This window comes from Pseudomonas sp. 8(2025), assembly GCF_052665325.1.
In genome coordinates this window covers 180,531-198,518 of sequence record NZ_JBQOIE010000001.1, presented here as the reverse complement: position 1 = coordinate 198,518, position 17,988 = coordinate 180,531, and the positions used below count along the sequence as shown (strand labels likewise).

At 64.3% G+C, this 17,988-nt stretch carries 18 protein-coding genes; 11 read left to right on the top strand and 7 right to left on the bottom strand.

Annotated elements, in window-relative coordinates; all coding sequences use genetic code 11:
- Nucleotides 1-124: 124 nt before the first annotated feature.
- The 4 genes from uvrD (at nucleotide 125) to ACUXVH_RS00960 (ending at nucleotide 4,455) form a co-directional block, all read left to right on the top strand.
- Nucleotides 125-2,308, top strand: coding sequence for a DNA helicase II (gene uvrD, locus ACUXVH_RS00975; protein ID WP_011064327.1), 2,184 nt, complete (start codon nucleotides 125-127; stop codon nucleotides 2,306-2,308).
- Between the two features lie 106 nt (nucleotides 2,309-2,414).
- Nucleotides 2,415-2,855, top strand: coding sequence for an EamA family transporter (locus ACUXVH_RS00970; protein ID WP_011064328.1), 441 nt, complete (start codon nucleotides 2,415-2,417; stop codon nucleotides 2,853-2,855).
- A gap of 180 nt (nucleotides 2,856-3,035) precedes the next feature.
- Nucleotides 3,036-3,911 (top strand): Tim44 domain-containing protein, encoded by an 876-nt coding sequence (locus ACUXVH_RS00965; protein ID WP_011064329.1) that lies wholly within the window; start codon nucleotides 3,036-3,038, stop codon nucleotides 3,909-3,911.
- Between the two features lie 136 nt (nucleotides 3,912-4,047).
- Nucleotides 4,048-4,455 (top strand): SMI1/KNR4 family protein, encoded by a 408-nt coding sequence (locus tag ACUXVH_RS00960; RefSeq protein ID WP_011064330.1) that lies wholly within the window; start codon nucleotides 4,048-4,050, stop codon nucleotides 4,453-4,455.
- 71 nt (nucleotides 4,456-4,526) lie between these two features.
- Here the strand turns inward: ACUXVH_RS00960 and ACUXVH_RS00955 are convergent, their stop codons facing one another.
- Nucleotides 4,527-6,290 (bottom strand): cation:proton antiporter, encoded by a 1,764-nt coding sequence (locus ACUXVH_RS00955; RefSeq protein ID WP_011064331.1) that lies wholly within the window; start codon nucleotides 6,288-6,290, stop codon nucleotides 4,527-4,529.
- A 289-nt stretch (nucleotides 6,291-6,579) separates the two neighbouring features.
- Here ACUXVH_RS00955 and ACUXVH_RS00950 point away from each other — a divergent pair, with 289 nt between their 5' ends.
- Nucleotides 6,580-7,065: an acyl-CoA thioesterase gene (locus ACUXVH_RS00950; protein WP_011064332.1), complete on the top strand. Its 486-nt coding sequence runs from the start codon at nucleotides 6,580-6,582 to the stop codon at nucleotides 7,063-7,065.
- 254 nt (nucleotides 7,066-7,319) lie between these two features.
- On the top strand, nucleotides 7,320-8,732 hold the full coding sequence (locus ACUXVH_RS00945) for an APC family permease (protein WP_065364998.1): 1,413 nt from the start codon (nucleotides 7,320-7,322) through the stop codon (nucleotides 8,730-8,732).
- Between the two features lie 7 nt (nucleotides 8,733-8,739).
- Here ACUXVH_RS00945 and pdxY read toward each other — a convergent pair whose 3' ends face one another.
- Entirely contained in the window at nucleotides 8,740-9,612 is an 873-nt protein-coding gene (gene pdxY / locus ACUXVH_RS00940; protein ID WP_015637539.1) for a pyridoxal kinase PdxY, read from the bottom strand.
- Between the two features lie 117 nt (nucleotides 9,613-9,729).
- On the opposite strand from pdxY, the gene ACUXVH_RS00935 reads away from it, so the two are divergent.
- Nucleotides 9,730-10,122, top strand: a complete 393-nt coding sequence (locus tag ACUXVH_RS00935) for a DUF3301 domain-containing protein (protein ID WP_015637540.1) — start codon at nucleotides 9,730-9,732, stop codon at nucleotides 10,120-10,122.
- A gap of 21 nt (nucleotides 10,123-10,143) precedes the next feature.
- On the opposite strand, the gene ACUXVH_RS00930 is transcribed toward ACUXVH_RS00935, so the two are convergent.
- From ACUXVH_RS00930 to dksA, 4 genes are all read right to left on the bottom strand, one after another.
- Nucleotides 10,144-11,106 carry a CobW family GTP-binding protein gene (locus tag ACUXVH_RS00930; protein WP_015637541.1) on the bottom strand — a complete coding sequence of 321 codons (963 nt, stop codon included), beginning with the start codon at nucleotides 11,104-11,106 and terminating at the stop codon, nucleotides 10,144-10,146.
- Between the two features lie 145 nt (nucleotides 11,107-11,251).
- Nucleotides 11,252-11,953: a DUF1826 domain-containing protein gene (locus ACUXVH_RS00925; protein ID WP_065364997.1), complete on the bottom strand. Its 702-nt coding sequence runs from the start codon at nucleotides 11,951-11,953 to the stop codon at nucleotides 11,252-11,254.
- Nucleotides 11,953-13,161, bottom strand: coding sequence for a zinc metallochaperone GTPase ZigA (gene zigA / locus ACUXVH_RS00920; RefSeq protein ID WP_065364996.1), 1,209 nt, complete (start codon nucleotides 13,159-13,161; stop codon nucleotides 11,953-11,955). The genes ACUXVH_RS00925 and zigA overlap by 1 nt, the downstream gene beginning before the upstream one ends.
- A 30-nt stretch (nucleotides 13,162-13,191) precedes the next feature.
- The gene (gene dksA / locus ACUXVH_RS00915) at nucleotides 13,192-13,596 is read right to left on the bottom strand and encodes an RNA polymerase-binding protein DksA (protein ID WP_011064339.1); all 405 of its coding nucleotides are present in this window, start codon (nucleotides 13,594-13,596) and stop codon (nucleotides 13,192-13,194) included.
- Between the two features lie 121 nt (nucleotides 13,597-13,717).
- Here dksA and ACUXVH_RS00910 point away from each other — a divergent pair, with 121 nt between their 5' ends.
- Entirely contained in the window at nucleotides 13,718-14,095 is a 378-nt protein-coding gene (locus tag ACUXVH_RS00910) for a hypothetical protein (RefSeq protein WP_015637544.1), read from the top strand.
- Nucleotides 14,096-14,204: 109 nt separating this feature from the next.
- On the opposite strand, the gene ACUXVH_RS00905 is transcribed toward ACUXVH_RS00910, so the two are convergent.
- Nucleotides 14,205-15,428, bottom strand: coding sequence for an N-acetylmuramoyl-L-alanine amidase (locus tag ACUXVH_RS00905; RefSeq protein ID WP_011064341.1), 1,224 nt, complete (start codon nucleotides 15,426-15,428; stop codon nucleotides 14,205-14,207).
- Nucleotides 15,429-15,557: 129 nt separating this feature from the next.
- Here ACUXVH_RS00905 and folE2 point away from each other — a divergent pair, with 129 nt between their 5' ends.
- Genes folE2 through ACUXVH_RS00890 form a run of 3 tightly spaced genes read left to right on the top strand, consistent with a single transcriptional unit; the run spans nucleotide 15,558 to nucleotide 17,982 of the window.
- On the top strand, nucleotides 15,558-16,451 hold the full coding sequence (gene folE2 / locus ACUXVH_RS00900) for a GTP cyclohydrolase FolE2 (RefSeq protein ID WP_015637546.1): 894 nt from the start codon (nucleotides 15,558-15,560) through the stop codon (nucleotides 16,449-16,451).
- Nucleotides 16,451-17,116, top strand: a complete 666-nt coding sequence (locus tag ACUXVH_RS00895) for a metal ABC transporter ATP-binding protein (protein ID WP_015637547.1) — start codon at nucleotides 16,451-16,453, stop codon at nucleotides 17,114-17,116. The genes folE2 and ACUXVH_RS00895 overlap by 1 nt, the downstream gene beginning before the upstream one ends.
- Entirely contained in the window at nucleotides 17,116-17,982 is an 867-nt protein-coding gene (locus ACUXVH_RS00890; RefSeq protein WP_011064344.1) for a metal ABC transporter permease, read from the top strand. Before ACUXVH_RS00895 ends, ACUXVH_RS00890 begins: the two co-directional genes overlap by 1 nt.
- Nucleotides 17,983-17,988: the final 6 nt, after the last annotated feature.

Sequence of the window (17,988 nt, the reverse complement as noted above, 5' to 3'; positions counted from 1 at the left end):
AGCGTCCGGGCGAGAAGCGCCAATGGCTGGGGCCTGTGACCAACCGGTCGTCATCGGCGGCTGTTTTATCGGCTAATGCAAAGCCGGGTTTGCCCGGGGTGGCGCCGCCCCCTAGAATGCCCCGATGCGCGATGATCTCTCCCTCCTGTTGAACTCCCTCAACGACGCCCAACGCCAGGCCGTAGCCGCCTCCGTGGGTCGTCAGTTGGTCCTGGCCGGTGCTGGCTCCGGCAAAACCCGTGTGCTGGTGCACCGTATCGCCTGGTTGATCCAGGTCGAGAACGCCTCACCCCACTCGATCCTGTCGGTGACCTTCACCAACAAGGCCGCAGCCGAGATGCGCCACCGCATCGAACAACTGCTGGGCATCAACCCGGCAGGCATGTGGGTCGGCACCTTCCACGGCCTGGCCCACCGCCTGCTGCGGGCCCACTGGCAGGAAGCGGGGCTGAGCCAGACCTTCCAGATCCTCGACAGCGACGACCAGCAACGCCTGGTCAAGCGGGTGATCCGCGAGCTGGGCCTGGACGAACAGCGCTGGCCGGCCCGCCAGGCCCAGTGGTTCATCAACGGGCAGAAGGACGAAGGCCTGCGCCCGCAACATATCCAGGCCAGCGGCGACCTGTTCCTGGCCACCATGCGCGGCATCTATGAGGCCTACGAGGCCGCTTGCCAGCGTGCCGGGGTCATCGACTTCTCCGAACTGCTGCTGCGCGCCCTGGACCTGTGGCGCGACCACCCGGGTTTGCTGGCGCACTACCAGAAGCGTTTCCGCCACGTGCTGGTGGACGAGTTCCAGGACACCAACGCCGTGCAATACGCCTGGCTGCGGTTGCTGGCCCAGGGTGGCGACAGCCTGATGGTGGTGGGCGACGACGACCAGTCGATCTATGGCTGGCGCGGGGCGAAAATCGAGAACATCCACCAGTACTCCGCCGACTTCCCGGACACCGAAGTCATCCGCCTGGAGCAGAACTACCGCTCTACTGCCGGCATCCTCAAGGCTGCCAACGCCCTGATCGCCAACAACACCGGGCGCCTGGGCAAGGAGCTGTGGACCGACGGCGGCGACGGTGAAGCCATCAACCTGTATGCCGCCTTCAACGAGCACGATGAAGCCCGCTATGTAGTGGAAACCATCGAGAGCGCGCTGAAGACCGGCCTGGCCCGCAGCGACATCGCCATTCTCTACCGCTCCAACGCCCAGTCCCGGGTGCTGGAAGAAGCCTTGCTGCGCGAACGCATTCCGTACCGCATCTATGGCGGCCAGCGCTTCTTCGAGCGGGCGGAAATCAAGAACGCCATGGCTTACCTGCGCCTCCTGGAAGGCCGTGGCAACGACGCAGCCCTGGAGCGGGTGATCAACGTGCCAGCCCGGGGCATCGGCGAGAAGACCGTCGAAGCCATCCGCGAGCATGCGCGCCACAGCGATGTATCGATGTGGGAAGCCATGCGCCAGCTGGTGGCCAATAAAGGCCTGACCGGGCGCGCTGCAGGTGCGCTGGGGGCCTTTATCGAACTGATCGAAAACCTCGCCGCCAAGACCCTGGAAATGCCCCTGCACCTGATGACCCAGACCGTCATCGAGCAGTCGGGGCTGATTGCCTACCACGAAGCGGAAAAAGGCGAAAAAGGCCAGGCCCGGGTGGAAAACCTCGAGGAACTGGTGAGCGCCGCGCGCAACTTCGAGAACACCGAAGAGGACGAAGACCTGACGCCCCTGGCGGCATTCCTCGGCCACGCTTCCCTGGAAGCCGGCGATACCCAGGCCGACGAGCATGAAGACAGCGTGCAACTGATGACCCTGCACAGCGCCAAGGGTCTGGAGTTCCCCTACGTGTTCCTGGTGGGCATGGAAGAAGGCCTGTTCCCCCACAAGATGAGCCTGGAAGAACCCGGCCGCCTTGAGGAAGAACGCCGGCTGGCGTATGTGGGCATTACCCGGGCCATGCAGAACCTGGTAATGACCTACGCGGAAACCCGACGCCTGTACGGCAGCGAAACCTACAACAAGGTGTCGCGTTTCGTGCGCGAGGTGCCCAAGGGGCTGATTCAGGAAGTGCGGCTGTCCAACAGCGTCAGCCGGCCTTTCGGCGGCGGCCAGTCACAAAGTACCAGCAGCCTGTTCGGCGGCAGCGAAATCCCGGACACCGGCCTGAGCCTCGGCCAGGCGGTACGGCACTCGGTGTTCGGCGACGGGGTGATCCTCAATTTCGAGGGCGCCGGCGCCCAGGCCCGGGTCCAGGTCAACTTCAGCGAAGGCAGCAAGTGGCTGATGCTCGGCTATGCCAAGCTGGAAGCCATCTAACCCCACCCGACCGTAGGAGCCGGCGTGCCGGCGAATCTCACTGGCAAAGCACCGCTTCGCCGGCAAGCCGGCTCCTACAGGTCGGTGCAGAAAAGGCAGCGCGAACATGGGCACAGGCTTTTTTTCCTCGTGGACATTCTGGGCCCTGTTGTCGGCAATTTTCGCTGCCTTGACGGCGATCTTCGCCAAAGTGGGGATAGAAAACGTCAATTCAGACTTCGCCACCCTGCTGCGCACCGTGGTGGTTCTTGTCAGCCTGGCCTTGATTTTGTACGCAACGGGCCAATATCAGTCCCTGGGATCAATTTCCCCCAAGAGCTACCTGTTCCTGCTGCTGTCCGGGCTGGCCACGGGCGCATCCTGGCTGTGCTATTTCCGCGCCTTGAAACTCGGCCCCGCTTCATTGGTGGCACCGGTGGACAAGCTCAGCGTGGTGTTCGTCGCGATCATCGGCGTGTGCCTGCTGGGAGAGAAGCTCGACCTGCGGCAGTGGAGCGGAATCGGCTTGATCACCGCAGGTGTGGTGCTACTGGCACTGCGCCGCTAACGGCTTTCGGGTTGAACCAGAGCCAGGTCTGCGGGGACCAAAAACCTATCGGCGAGCATGACGCCTGGCGAAGCTGAACCGAGGCTGTCAGGCAAAAGCCCGAAACATTATGCCGCTCGCCACTGACACTTCACCTGTGCAATATGGCGCGCGTGCCATCCACAAATGGGAACCCCCTTTATGAAACGTTTTCTTAGCATCGCCATGGCGCTGTGCATCGGCCTGACGATGAGCCTCGACGCCAACGCCAAGCGCTTTGGTGGCGGCAAAAGCGTCGGCGCTGCCCCGACCCACCAAACCCGCCAGGCGGCGCCAACCGCTCCGGGCGCTCCCGCCGCTGCAGCCACTGCGGGCGCAGCCGGTGCCGCGGGCGCTGCTGCCAAGGCCGGCGGTGCTTCGCGCTGGCTCGGCCCTCTGGCCGGCATCGCTGCCGGTGGCCTGCTGGCCTCCATGTTCATGGGCGGCGGCTTCCAGGGCATGCAGATCTTCGACATCCTGATCATGGCGGTCATCGCCTTCGTGATCTTCCGCTTCATCGCCGCTCGTCGCCGCAAGCAGCAGGAGCAATACGCTCCAGCCGGCCACGCGCCGATGCAGCGCGAAGCCTTCGAGCCCCAGCAGCCTGCCGGCGGTTCGATCTTCGGTGGTTCGCCAGCGCCTGCCGCGCGTCCGGTAATCAACGCACCGGCCTGGTTCAATGAAGAGCGCTTCATTGAAGCGGCGCGCAGCCACTTCCAGTCCCTGCAGCAACACTGGGACGCCAACGAAATGGACAAGATCGCCGAGTTCGTGACCCCACAGATGCTGCAGTTCCTGAAACAGGAACGTGCCGATCTGGGCGACGGCTTCCAGTCGACCTACATCGACAACCTGCAAGTGCAGCTCGAAGGTGTGGATGACCGTGCCGACAAGACCATCGCCACCCTGACCTTCAGCGGTGTGTCGAAGACCTCGCGCTTCGACCAGGGCGAAGTGTTCAGCGAAAGCTGGAACATGGAACGCGCCCAGGGCGACAACCAGCCATGGCTGGTAGCAGGTATCCGCCAGAACGGCTGATTCATTCTGCTGTCACAGCTGTAAGGCAAAACCCCGACTCAGGTCGGGGTTTTGCATTTCACGATTGCACTTATAGCGAGCTACTGTATAAACCGCCGTCAAACAACCGCGCCATAGAGCTAAGAGGACCCAGGCCGTGGAAGAAGTCATCGAACAACTCCGGGAAGCCAACGAACCGGTACCCGTCCCCCTGGAACTGCCGGACGAAGACCAACTGGTGGAAATTGAAGAACAGCTGTTCATCAATATCCCGTTCGTCTTCAAGGAGTTCCTGTTGACGGTCAGCGACGTGGTTTACGGCAGCCTGGAACCTGTGACCGTCACCGATCCGCAATCCCACACCTACCTGCCGGAAGTGGCTGCGACCGCCTGGGACATGGGCGTGCCGCGCGAGCTGATCCCGATCTGCCAGGACGGCGACGATTACTACTGCGTCGAGGAAGACGGCACCGTGGTGCTGTGGTCCGGCGAGGAAGAGCTGATCACCGAAGAATCCTGGGAATCGGTGTGGCACTGGGCGCGGGACGTCTGGCTGGAAAGCTGAGACGCCGCCGCGGCTGCGTGCATCGCGGCGACTGAAACAGCTCGCCGGCGCCCTGCCGGCGAGCGGCAAGGTCAATGCCCACTGTTGTCCTTGCTGTGGTCGAAGGTTTCGATCAGCGCCACCTGCATCCGCGTATGCACACGGATGAACCAGCGCCACAGGACCGCGGCCACCGCCGCCGCCACTACGGCGATCAACACCAGCAGTTCCAGGGTCGGCAGGATGCTCGACGAGAGCGCCGCCAGCAGCAGGAAAATCACCAGCAGCGACAGGATCGGGATCACCTCGGCGATCACCCGACGCACTCGTTGGGTATGGCGCCCGGCCATTTCCGGCTTGACCCCCATCTCCGCCAGCAACATCGACAGTGCCTTGAGCTTGCGATAGGCAGCAATCAGGAACGGCAGCGAAAGCAGCAGCGCCCCGCCCCAGATCAAGGCTTTCTGCCAGCTCGGCTCACTGACCCAATCTTCCAGGTAGGTGCCAATGCGCTTGGCGAAATAGCCACCGGAAAAGAAGATCGCCACCACCAGCGCCAGGTTCACCCCCACTTGCAGCAGGATCTTGCGGATCATCGTCGCCAGCAGCGCACCCTCGCCCTGGGGCTGGATGCTGCGCAACCACTCGCCATACATGCCCAGTACCCGGCTCAGGCGCTTGGGCAGGACCCCTGCCAGCTTCAGCGATAGCGGGTCCGCGGCACGGATCAGGTAGGGCGTGAGCAAGGTGGTGATGGCGGACACCGCCACCGCTACCGGGTAGAGGAAGTCGCTGGTGACCTGCAGGGTCATGCCCAGTGCGGCGATGATGAAGGAAAATTCGCCAATCTGTGACAGGCCCATGCCTACCCGCAGTGAGGTGCGTCCATCATTGCCGGCGATAAAGGCCCCCATGCCGCAGGACAGCATCTTGCCCAGCACCACCGCCACCGTGATCACGGCAATCGGCCAGGCGTATTGCAGGAGGATCTGCGGGTCGATCATCAGGCCGATGGCGACGAAGAAGATTGCGCTGAACAGGTCGCGAACCGGTTCGATCAACCGCTCGATCTTCAACAACTGGCGGGACTCGGCCATGATCGCACCGATCAGGAAGGCCCCCAGGACCATGCTGTACTCCAGTTTGACCACCAGCAGGCAGAAGCCGAAACACAGCCCCAGCACGGTGATCAGCAGCATCTCGTTGCTGTCGAACCTGGCCACGTAGGCCAGCAGGCGCGGCACCAGCAGGATCCCGATCACCAGCGCCACGATCATGAACAGCGAAAGCTTGCCGACGGTGGAGAACACCTCGCCGGAACTCACCGTACCGCTGACCGCGATGCTCGACAGCAAGGCGATGATGCCGATGCCGAGGATGTCCTCGACGATCAGTACGCCGAAGATCAGCTGGGCGAAGCGCTCGTTCTTCATCTTCAGGTCATTGAGCGCCTTGACGATGATGGTGGTGGAGGAAATGGCCAGGATCGCCCCGAGGAACAGCGAATCCATGGTGCTCCAGCCGAACCAGCGGCCGATCTCGTAGCCGATCCAGATCATCAGGACGATTTCCAGGAACGCCGCGATAAAGGCCGTGGCCCCGACCTTGAACAGCTTGCGCAGGCTGAATTCCAGCCCCAGGCAGAACATCAGGAAAATCACCCCCAGCTCGGCCAGGGTCTTGATGGTCTGTTCGTCGTGGATCAGCCCGAAAGGCGGAGTGTGAGGGCCGATGATGAAGCCGGCGACTATGTAGCCCAGCACGACAGGCTGCTTGAGGCGATGGAAGAGGATGGTCACCACGCCTGCGACCAGCATGATCACGGCCAGGTCCTGAATGAAGCTGATGGCATGCATGGCCGGGGCTCTCCTTGGAATGCTGGGCGGGGGTGATCGCCTAAAAAGAATGTTCTGATCAGTAGAAGGAAATATCCAAAAAAGAAGCGGAAAATGCCCTGGAACGGGTGTTTTGCAGGTTAACACCGCGACTTCCGGCAGGAAGGCGGTGCAATATTAGGAAACAGATCCACCAGGGCGTGACGACGTGGCCCGGCCCGGCGTCCCGTTATCGATGGTTTGAAAACCCTTTGGAGCCAGCACCCGCAGAGGTGCTCCAGCAACCCCTGCCCAGAACCGTGAGCGTGCTATGGAACCCGGAAACGCCCAACTGTCGATGACGGTATTGATGACCCCTGACATGGCCAATTTCTCTGGCAATGTCCACGGCGGCACCTTGCTCAAGTACCTCGATGAAGTCGCCTATGCCTGCGCCAGCCGTTACGCCGGCCGCTACGTGGTGACCCTGTCGGTGGACCAGGTGATCTTCCGCGAGCCGATCCATGTCGGCGAGCTGGTGACCTTCCTGGCCTCGGTCAACTACACCGGCAACACCTCCATGGAGGTGGGCATCAAGGTGGTCACCGAGAATATCCGCGAGCGTTCGGTGCGCCACACCAACAGCTGCTTCTTCACCATGGTGGCGGTGGACGACCAGCGCAAGCCGGCCCAGGTGCCGCCGCTGCAGCCGGAAACCGCCGACGGCAAGCGACGCTTTATCCAGGCCCGGCAGCGCCGGCAGATCCGCCAGGAACTGGAACAGCGCTACCGGGAAATCAAGGCCGACGGCCCTTGATGCTCAAGCTGCACCGCTGATTCAGCAGGGCCACGGACGGTCCTCCCCCCTCCAGAGCTTCCAGCGCTCCGCCGCCACACTCCAACACCCGCCAGCAGGCTTCTGCGGTCATCCCGAATGGCCAGATCCATCCCTTTTTGACCACATCGAGAGTTATGCCCCCAGGGCACCGCTGCCAGAATCGAAGGGCAAGGCACAAACGCACTCCCCGCCCGGGGAGCCTTCGAGCCAACGAACGCGTGAGAACAATAAAAATGCCCAGCGCCAATGCTCTCTCCAGCAGCCCCCCTGCGTCCGCCCATAACGCCAGCCTCGATGGCGGCTTCACCCACAGTGCCCAGGGCACCTCGCTGCGGCGCATTCTCGGCCTGCCGGCCCTGGTGTTCTTCGGCCTGGTGTACATGGTCCCGCTGACCGTCTTCACCACCTACGGCGTGGTCACCCAACTCACCGGCGGGCGCACCGCCGCAGCCTATGTGATCACCCTGCTGGCGATGATCTTCACCGCCCTTTCCTACAGCGTAATGGTCAAGAAATACCCCATTGCCGGCTCAGCCTATTCCTACGCCAGCCTCAGTTTCGGCCCGGGCATCGGCTTCCTTGCCGGCTGGTCGCTGCTGCTGGATTACCTGTTCCTGCCGATGATCAATTACCTGGTGATCGGCCTGTTCCTCAACCTGGCCTTCCCCGCCGTGCCGGCCTGGGTCTTCGTGGTGGCGACCATCAGCCTGGTGACGCTGCTGAACATCCGCGGCATCGGCTCGGTATCGAGCATGAGCAACCTGATCGTCTGCGCGCAGATGGTCTTCGTGGTGGTGTTCGTGGCCCTGGTGGTCCGCCAGTTGGCAGGGGCCGAGAGCCTGGACCTGAGCGCACCCTGGGCCGGCGATGGCAGCCAGGATGGGCTGTTGCCGCTGATGGCCGGGGCCGCGGTGCTGTGCCTGTCGTTCCTGGGCTTTGACGCGGTGTCGACCCTGGCCGAGGAAACCCGCGACCCGCGCCGGGACATCCCCCGGGCAATCGTCATCACCACCCTGGGCGCCGGCCTGCTGTTCATCCTGCTGGCCATGACCAGCCAGCTGGCGTTCCCCGGCAGCAGTTTCAAGGACGCCGACTCGGCGGCCAGCGAGGTCATGCTGCACGCCGGCGGACGCTTCCTGGAGATGTTCTTCACCGCCACCTATGTCGCCGGCGCCGCCGGTTCGGCCCTGGCATCCCAGGCCTCGGTATCGCGCATTCTGTTCAGCATGGGCCGTGACGGCATCCTGCCACGTCGGGTGTTCGGCACCCTGTCCGAGCGCTACAAGACCCCGGTGGTGGCCATTGTCCTGGTGTCGCTGGTGTCATTGCTGGCGGTGGTCATCGACCTCACCACCCTGGCGTCGATGATCAGCTTCGGTGCACTGGTGGCGTTCTCGGTGGTCAACCTGGCGGTGATCAAGAGTCACCTGGGCCAGGGCCAGCCGCGCAGCACCGCACGGCTGTTGCAGTACGGCCTACTGCCGTTGATCGGCTTTGCCCTGATCGCCTGGCTGTGGACCAGCCTTTCGGCCCTGACCCTGGGCATCGGCCTGGCCTGGTTCGCCCTGGGCCTGCTGTACCTGGGCATACACACCCGGGGCTTTCGCCAGCCCGCGCCGACCGTGCAGTTTTCCGAGCAGGCCTGAGCCCGCCTCAGAAGCCGATCGGCGTGGCCTCGAAGCGCACCCGTGGGTGGGCGATGCGGTCCTGGGCGCGCACCAGCTCCAGCTCGTAACTGGCGCAGGCCTGGGTTTCCAGCAGTACTTCATGCACCGCCGCGGCGGTGAATTCGAAGGCCGCCACCAGGCTGTCCCCCAACAATACCCGGGCCAGGAACAGGCCTGAGGTCAAGTCGCCCACCCCCACCGGCTGGCGCGGGAACGCCAGTAATGGACGGCGCAGGTGCCAGCTGCCATCAGCGGTCACCAGCAGCATCTCGAAACCGTCCGCCAGCTTGCCCGGGTAGTCCAGGTGCTTGACCAGCACCGCCCTGGGGCCCTTGTCCAGCAGCGACCGGGCCATGCCCAGGCAGTCGAACAGCGATTGCGGCTTGCGCCCGCAGAAGCTGTCCAGTTCCAGCTGGTTGGGGCAGAGAAAATCCGCCATGGCCACGGCCTCGTCCAGCAGGAAGTCGCTGACTTCAGCCGGCACGCTGCAGCCCTTCTCCGGGTGGCCCATCACCGGGTCACACAGGTACAGGGCCTTGGGATTGACTGCCTTGATCCGCGCCACACCGCTAAGGATCGCCCGGCCCTGGGCCGCGCTGCCCAGGTAGCCGGACAGCACCGCGTCGCAGTTGCCCAGCTCGCCGATGGCGGCAATGCCTTCCACCAGCTCGGGAATCTGCTGTGGCGCCAGCACTTCCCCGGCCCACTGACCATACTGAGTGTGGTTGGAGAACTGCACCGTATTCAGCGGCCAGACATTCACCCCGACCCGCTGCATGGGGAATACCGCGGCACTGTTGCCGGCGTGGCCGAAAACCACATGGGACTGGATCGCAAGCAGGTGGGGCGTACGTTTCATGCAGGATTTTCCATAAAACCGGTGGAATTCAAGCCGCGCAGTATGCGACTAAACGCAGCCTGTACGACAGACCGGAGTCGCAGTTAAGCTGACGCCACCTCGTTGGAGCAAACCTTCATGCTGACCCTTGGAAACATCTTTGTGCTGATGCTGCTGGCAACCGCTGCTGCCTGGCTGTGGCACAACCACGGCCTGCGCGAACGGGCCCTGGAGCGGGTCAAGCAGCACTGCGCGCGGCTCGACATCGAGTTGCTGGACGGTAACGTGGCGCTCAAGCGCATCGGTTTCGTCAAGGATGGCAATGGCCGGCGGCGCCTGGCGCGGGTCTACAACTTCGAGTTCACCGTGACCGGGGAAACCCGTCATGCCGGGACCATCACCCAGTTCGGCGCCCACAGCGCCCATATCGAGCTGGCGCCCTACCCGTTCGAAGCCAAGGAGCCCCTGCCCAGTGCCGAGGTGATCGAGCTGAGCCAGTGGCGCGAGGAACATCGCAAGTTCAAGCCGTAAGAGTGGCGTGCACGCCGTTTCCTACAGGCGACAGGCATCGAGACTGGCCTGCAGGACGGCAATGTCCTGAGGGCTACTGAAGATCAGTTCCAGGCGCGAATCCCGGCGCCATTCGCTGGGCAGCCAGTTCAGCGGTGAATTATCCAGCCCGTTGCCCGACCGCCAGCCTTGATCACTGTGGAGCACCAGCTTGGCCCGGCGCCAGTCGAGGTTCTGCAGCCAGTGCTCGACCCGGACCAGATCGAACTGTTGGCTGGGGTGCCAGCGCCAGCCGATGCTCCAGCCATCCTCCTGGGACTGGCTGAGGCAGATCGGCAGCGCCGGATCGCTCCACACGGCCGGCAACTGGGCCAGGCCCTGGGGAATGTCCGACTGCTCCAGGGCCGCTTCGGCGCTGGCTCCCAGGCCCGGCAGCTCGGCCAGGGGCAAGGCGGCATGGCGGGTCCAGAACAAGGGAAGGTCCGGCAATTGCTCCAACACCCGCAACCTGTCGCTGTCGCTGAGCAGTTCGTCCTTGTTCAGTACCAGCAGGCCGGCGCTGGACAGCGCATCCTGCTGTGCCCGAGGCAACGGCTTGCCAGCGGCCAGCGCCTGGGCATCCAGCACCAGCACGCAGGGTTGCACCGCCAGCACGCCCTTCCAGGGCGCCTCATTCAACTGCTTGAGCAATTGCGCCGGGTGGCCGAGGCCCGAGGGCTCGATAAGCAGGCGGTCCGGCCGGGCCTTGCGCAACAGGCGGCCCAGGCCCACCTGGAACGGTGCACCGTTGACGCAGCACAGGCAGCCGCCGGCCACTTCGCCCAGGGCGATGCCATCTTCGTCGCGGGTCAGCAAGGCCGCGTCCAGGCCGATCTGGCCAAACTCGTTGATCAGCACTGCCCAGCGCTCAGCGGCCGGGCGCTGGCTCAGCAGATGGCGAATCAGGCTGGTCTTGCCGGCGCCCAGGGGGCCGGCGATCACGTGGGTGGGGATGTTCTGCAGCATGGAAAGGGGTCCGGGAAACCTGTGAGGTGATGCTACGCCCTTCCCGCCCTGGGCGAAAATCCGCTTGATTCGACGCCGCTCTTGGGAGCGCTGAAGGTCCTGCGGAGCTTCGCCCAGGCTCGGCAAGCGGCTGCACGGGCCTAGGTCAGCCCAGCCAATCGAGGGTGAGGATCAGCCGGCGTGCCCCTGGCGCTGGCTGCGGCGAGCGGTGGATCAGGCCAAAGCCTTCGTTGCCGTGCCATTTCTCGCCCTTGAACAGCGCCACGTCGCCGCTGGCGATCTGCTGGATCTGTGCCGGATCCCGTGGTTCGCCCTCGGCCTGCCCCAGTTTCCTGCGGTCCATGGCGCCTTCGCGCAGCCATTGGCTGCCGGCTCCGGCGTAGGTGGTAATCAGCCGCACCGGTACATGGTCCACGTGAAACCGCGGGCACATGGCCTTGTCCAGGACCCGCAGGCGCAGCCCGACGCGCCTGGCCCCGAGCAGGCAGGCAAAAGCGCTGACCAGCCAGGCAACATCGGCGATAAAGCCTTCATAACCCTGCAGATCACTGAACCCCGAAGCCAGGCCGCGCAGATTGGGTTGCGCGTCTTCGTCGGGCAGCTCCAGGGACAGGGATTCGGCCAGCGGCTGGTCCAGGGACAGCAGCAACTCGGCGAAATCGGCGATGTGGGCCGGCAACTGGCGCTGCCAGAGGCCGAGGTTGACCTCATCCTCCAGCACCTGGGCGAGCACCGCCGGGGTGCTGCCGATGGCCTGGCGGCGAGAGACCAGCGCGGTCACGCTCGGCAGCAGCAGCCATCTGGGCGGATTGGCCAGTGGAGTCACCGGCAAGTTCAGGGTCAGCATCAGGCCGCTTCCTCGTCATGCCAGGGGCCAAAGGGATCGTTCAGCAGGCTCCAGCCCTCGACGCCGAGGGCCATTTCATCGTCATCCAGCAGGCACAGGTCGAGCTCCGCGCAAAGCCGGGTGAAGTCGATGTTCTGGCCGATGAACACCAGTTCCTGGCGGCAATCGCCGGTGGCCGCGGTCCAGCTGTGCATGATCGCCGCGGTGCCTTCTTCGTCCTGGGGCCAGTGCTGCTTGGGCACGAAGCGCCACCAGCGCCCGGCAAAGCCATGGCGCATCAGGCCACCGGCCTGGGACCAGCTGCCGGCTTCCTGATACTTGCTGGCCAGCCAGAAGAAGCCCTTGGAGCGCAGCAGCTTGCCGTTGACCCAGGGCCGGTTGATGAAGTCGAAGAAGCGCTGGGGATGAAACGGCCGCCGCGCCCGGTAGGCGGTGGAAGCGATGCCGTACTCCTCGGTTTCCGGCACATGCTCGCCGCGCAACTCCCGCAGCCAGCCCGGAGCCTGGGCCGCGCGCTCGAAATCGAAGCGCCCGGTGTTGAGGATCTTCGCCAGCGGTACCTGGCCCATGACCATGGGCACGATCTCGGCCTGGGCATTGAGGCTCTTGAGGATGGCCAGCAGTTCCTGGCGCTGGTCGCTGCTGATCAGGTCGATCTTGCTGACCAGGATCACGTCGGCGAACTCCACCTGTTCGATCAGCAGGTCGCTGATGGAACGTTCATCGTCTTCGCCCAGGGTTTCGCCCCGGGAAGCCAGGCTGTGCGCGGCCTGGTAGTCCAGCAGGAAATTCATGCCGTCGACCACCGTGACCATGGTGTCGAGCCGGGCGATATCCGCCAGGCTCTGGCCGGATTCATCGCGAAAGGTGAAGGTTTCCGCCACCGGCAGCGGCTCGGAAATCCCGGTGGATTCGATCAGCAGGTAGTCGAAGCGCCCGTCGCGGGCCAGCTTGCCCACTTCCTCCAGCAGGTCTTCGCGCAGGGTGCAGCAGATGCAGCCGTTGCTCATTTCCACCAGTTTTTCTTCGGCGCGATTGAGGCTGACATCGCGCTGCACTTCGCTGCCATCGATGTTGATTTCGCTCATGTCGTTGACGATCACCGCCACCCGCAGGTGGTCGCGGTTGCGCAGGATGTGATTGAGCAAGGTGCTTTTGCCGGCGCCGAGAAAGCCGGACAGCACGGTAACGGGGAGACGGTCGGTCATGGGTTGTTCCTCATCAGGATCGCGGCTGGGTCAAAGCGCCCGTTGATGGCGTTCGCGCAGCTCTTGGCGTTCTTTGGCTTCGATACACAGGGTGGCGGTGGGCCGCAGCAGCAGGCGCTTGAGGCCGATGGGCTCGCCGGTGTCGCGGCACCAGCCGTATTCGCCACGGGCCAGGCGCTCCAGGGCTTCGTCGATCTTGTCCAGGAGCTTCTTTTCCCGCTCCAGCAGGCGCAGTTGCCACTGGCGCTGCTCTTCGGCACTGCCGATGTCGGCGGGGTCGCTGTGGGGTTCCTGCTCGCGCAGCTGGTCGAACTCGCCGGCAATGCGCTCCTGCAGATCACTGCGCTGGGCCAGTAGCAGCTGGCGAAAGAAGCCCTGCTGGGCTTCGTTCATGTAGTGCGTCTCGGGTTGGGCGAGAAGGTCTTGTTCAGTCATGGCGAGTCACGGGTCAGGCTGTGTTTTAATGTTATATTATAACAACACAAATTAGCCAACCTTCCCTTGCCGCCCACGACGAAGGGCGCGATGCTGCGCCCCTGTCGTCATGAGAATCGCCATGCGCCCTGTCCTGCCCACCCTGCTTTCAGGCCTGTTGCTGCTGGCTGGTCACGCCAGCGCGGCGGTGCCCAGTACCCTGGCCACCTGCACCCGCAGCGCCACCCTGCTGGCCTGCGTCGACCCGCTGGGCAACGCCTACAGCGTCGCCACGGCCGGCAGCACCACCTACCTGCGCGGCTTCGAGGTGATCGGCAAGCGCTATTGGGCGCAGACCAACAGCCGCTACGGGCAGCTGACGTTCTTCACCGGCCTGGCCTCCGACGGCGAGGCCTGGGTGGGCTACAGCCAGCGCGTGGGCTGGACCACACGCAACCGCTTTTCCAGCTCCGGCGGCAGCCGCGGGCAGTTCACCTGCAGCCGCATCAGCGGCTGCTAGCTCCCTTTCCCGTACCGCCTGCGTAGGAGCTGGCTTGCCAGCGAAGACATCCTCAGCCACAACACTCACCGGCCTCTTCGCCGGCAAGCCGGCTCCTGCAGGTCGGCGTTCAGGCGGGGCGGTTGTTCTTGGTTTCCTGGAGCCAGGCCATGTAGCTGTTAACCGGTGGGTTTTTCTCGAAGTAGCGCTGCAGGCCGTTGAACAGGCCATCGGCAATCGCCTGCTGGTGGCGCGCGGTGACCAGGCGCTGGCTGTCACGGCTGTTGGAGATGAAGCCGGTTTCCACCAGGATCGACGGCACGTCCGGTGACTTGAGCACCGCAAAACCGGCCTGTTCCACACGCTTCTGATGCAGGGTGGTAATGCCCGACAGGCTCTGCAGCACAGTCCCGCCCAATTGCAGGCTGGCGGCGATGGTGGCGTTCATCGACATGTCGACAATCACCCCCGCCAGCATCGGATCCTTGTCCTTGAGGTTGAGCAGCGTCGTCGCCCCCAGCAGGTCGGCGCCGTTTTCCCGCTGGGCCATCAAGCGCGCGGTGGCCGAGGTGGCGCCACCTTCGGACAGGGCGTACACCGATGCGCCGGATGCGGTCAGCCGCGGCGCGGCATCGGCATGTACCGAGATGAACATGTCGGCCTGGTGCTTGCGGGCAATCTCCACGCGTTTGCGCAGCGGCACGAAGAAATCATCGTTGCGCACCAGCTTCACGTCGAAACCCTTCTCGCGCTTGAGCCGCTTGGCCAGCAGGCGGGCGATGGCCAGCACCACATCCTTCTCCCGTTCCCCCCTGGCCCCCACGGCACCCGGGTCCTTGCCGCCATGGCCGGGGTCTACTACCACGATGATGTCGCGCTTGGGATGGGGCTTGCCTGTCGTGGCCTCGGGCTTGGCCAGCGGCGCGGCGGCCGCAGCGATCGGCAGGGGCGGCCTGGTTGCCTTGGACAGATCCAGCACCAGCCGATGGCCCTGGCCATCCTGGGGCGGCAGGAGAAAACTGTGGAGCTGCACCGGCTCGCGCAGGTCGAGGACGATCCGCGTATCGCCTTGGCCGAAGTGCCCGGAACGAATGGCGCGGATCACCGTGTTGGCCAGGGCCAGCTGGCTGAAATCACCGCTCAGGCGCGCGCCGTTCAAGTCGATGATCAAGCGCTCCGGGGCACTCAAGCTGAAGGTCTTGTATTGCACCGGGCCGCTCAGATCGAGCACCAGCCGCAACTTTTCTGCGTCCTTCCACAATCGTGCGTTGCGGATCTGCGCGGCGCGGACACTCCAGGGAAACATCAGGGCCGTACCGGCCAACAGCAGGTTGAGCAATTGACGTCTGTGCATGGCAAATACCGCGAAAAAAGGAGCGTCCCTACTCACAAGACAAGATGAACAACCGTCGAGGAAAAATTTCCCATCGAACGTATTGTTATAATATAACATGTGAAATCACTTCCCACGACGGACCTGTTCATGAACGCGCTGACTCTGCCGGATATCGCCGCGCAGGCCTCACGCCAAGCCTTGCCCCTGGAATGGGTGGGCATGTGCGGCATTGCCTTACCTGTAGTGATCAACAACCAGCCAAGCGCAGCCAAGGCCGATGCCGGTGTCAGCCTCGACGATGGCGAGGCCCGGGGCATTCACATGTCACGCCTGTATCTGGCCCTGGAAATGCTGGAACAGGAGAACCTCACCCCCGCTCTGCTCCGGCGGATCTTGCAGCGTTTTCTCGATAGCCATGAAGGCCTGGCCCACAGCGCCTACCTGCGCATTCAGTTGGATCTGCTGTTGAAACGCCCGGCCTTGGTCAGCCCGTTGGCCGGCTGGAAAAGCTACCCGCTGAGTATCGAAGCGCGGCTGAAAAACGCGATGTTCCACGTGGAACTAAAAATCGACGTGCCTTATTCCTCCACTTGCCCCTGTTCGGCGGCGCTGGCGCGGCAGTTGATCCAGCAGCAGTTCATCGAAGATTTTGCCAACCGGCCGTTGCAACACGCCGACGTCCTGGCCTGGCTGGGCTCGCCCCAAGGCATCGTCGCGACGCCCCATAGCCAGCGCAGCAACGCGGCATTGCATCTGCGCCTGGATGACTTCATCGACGAACTGCCGTTGATTGCCCTGATCAACGATGCGGAAAACGCCCTGGGCACCGCCGTGCAAACCGCGGTCAAGCGTGCCGACGAGCAGGCCTTCGCCCTGGCCAACGGGCAGAACCTGATGTTCTGCGAAGACGCCGCCCGCCGCCTGAACCTAGCCCTGCGCCGTTCCCCCGGAATCAACGCCTTTCAATTGCGGGTCGTGCACGCCGAAAGCCTGCATGCCCATGACGCCGTGGCCGAAAGCCGCTGGAACTGGGAGGCCTGATGATCCGCTGCGAACACCTGCGTTGGGGCGCTCCGGGGCAACCCCTGACTCCAGCCCTGGATCTGCACCTGCCCAGGGCCAGCCTGAGCGCGATCATTGGCGCCAACGGGTCGGGCAAGAGCAGCTTGTTGAAAGTCATCGCCGGGCTGCAGAAACCACTCGCGGGCAAGATCCACCTCGGCACTGCCCGAGGCGGCTTGTCCTTCTTGCCGCAGCAGCAACACCTGGATCGACAGTTCCCCATCAGCCTGGAAGAACTGGTGGCCGGCGGCTTCTGGGGCAAGCGTGAACCGGCCAGGGTCAGGGCAGAAAAGCTGCGCACGGTCCTCGAAGACTGGTGCCTGAGCGGCCTGGAAAAGCGCCCGTTGATGGCCCTTTCCGGTGGTGAATTGCAACGCGCCCTGCTCGCCCGATTGAGCCTGACCGAAGCCCCCTTGCTGCTGTTGGACGAGCCCCACGCCGCCCTCGACGAAACCGGCCAGGCCTTGCTCTGGCGTCACTTGTACAACTGGCACGCTCAGGGCCGGACCCTGGTGGTGGTCTGCCATGACCTGGCCGCCGTGCGCCAGCACATCCCCCAGACCCTGCTGGTAAAAAGCAGTGGCTGCGTATTCGGCCCCAGCCTGGAGCTGATCGCCCCACAATCCTGCGCGCAGGTGGCTTGATGCACTTCGCCGCACATTTCTGGCAGCCGTTCAGCGAATTCCTGTTCATGCGCCGGGCCCTGCTCGGCGGCCTGCTGCTGGCCTGCAGCACCGCGCCCCTGGGGGTGTTCCTGATCTTGCGGCGCATGAGCCTGATCGGTGACGCCGTGGCCCACGGCATTCTCCCGGGCGCCGCCCTGGGCTTCTGGTTCGCCGGGCTCAGCCTGCCGGCGCTGACCCTGGGCGGCCTCGGTGCCGGGTTGGGCATGGCCGGGCTGGCCGCCTGGATCACCCGGCGCACCGGCCTGCGGGAAGACGCCAGCATCGCCGCCATCTACCCCATTTCCCTGGCCAGCGGCGTGCTGATCCTCGGGCTGGCGGGCAAGCGCCTGGACCTCTTGCACCTGCTGTTCGGCTCGGCCCTGGCGGTGGATGGCCCGACCCTGAACGGCATGCTGCTGGTCTCGCTCTTCAGCCTGCTGGCCATGGCGCTGATCTACAAAGCCCTGCTGCTGGACACCCTCGACCCGCTGTTCCTGCACAGCGTCAGCCGCCTCGGCCCCCTGGCCCACGGCCTGTTCCTGACCCTGGTGGTGCTCAACCTGGTGATAGGTTTCCAGGCCATCGGCGCGCTGATGGTGGTGGGCCTGATGATGCTGCCCGCCGCCGCCTCGCGTTTCTGGAGCCGACGCCTGCCCGCCCTGATCGGCATCGCCGCGCTGTTTGGCTGCCTCTCGGTGTGGCTCGGCCTGCTGCTGTCGTTCCACTACTCGCTGCCCAGCGGCCCGGCCATCGTGCTGGTGGCCGGCGGCCTGTACCTGCTGTCCGTGGTGTTCGGCCCGGTGCACGGCTTGCTGCACCGCCCACCTTTGCTCACATCCCCATGAGGTGTT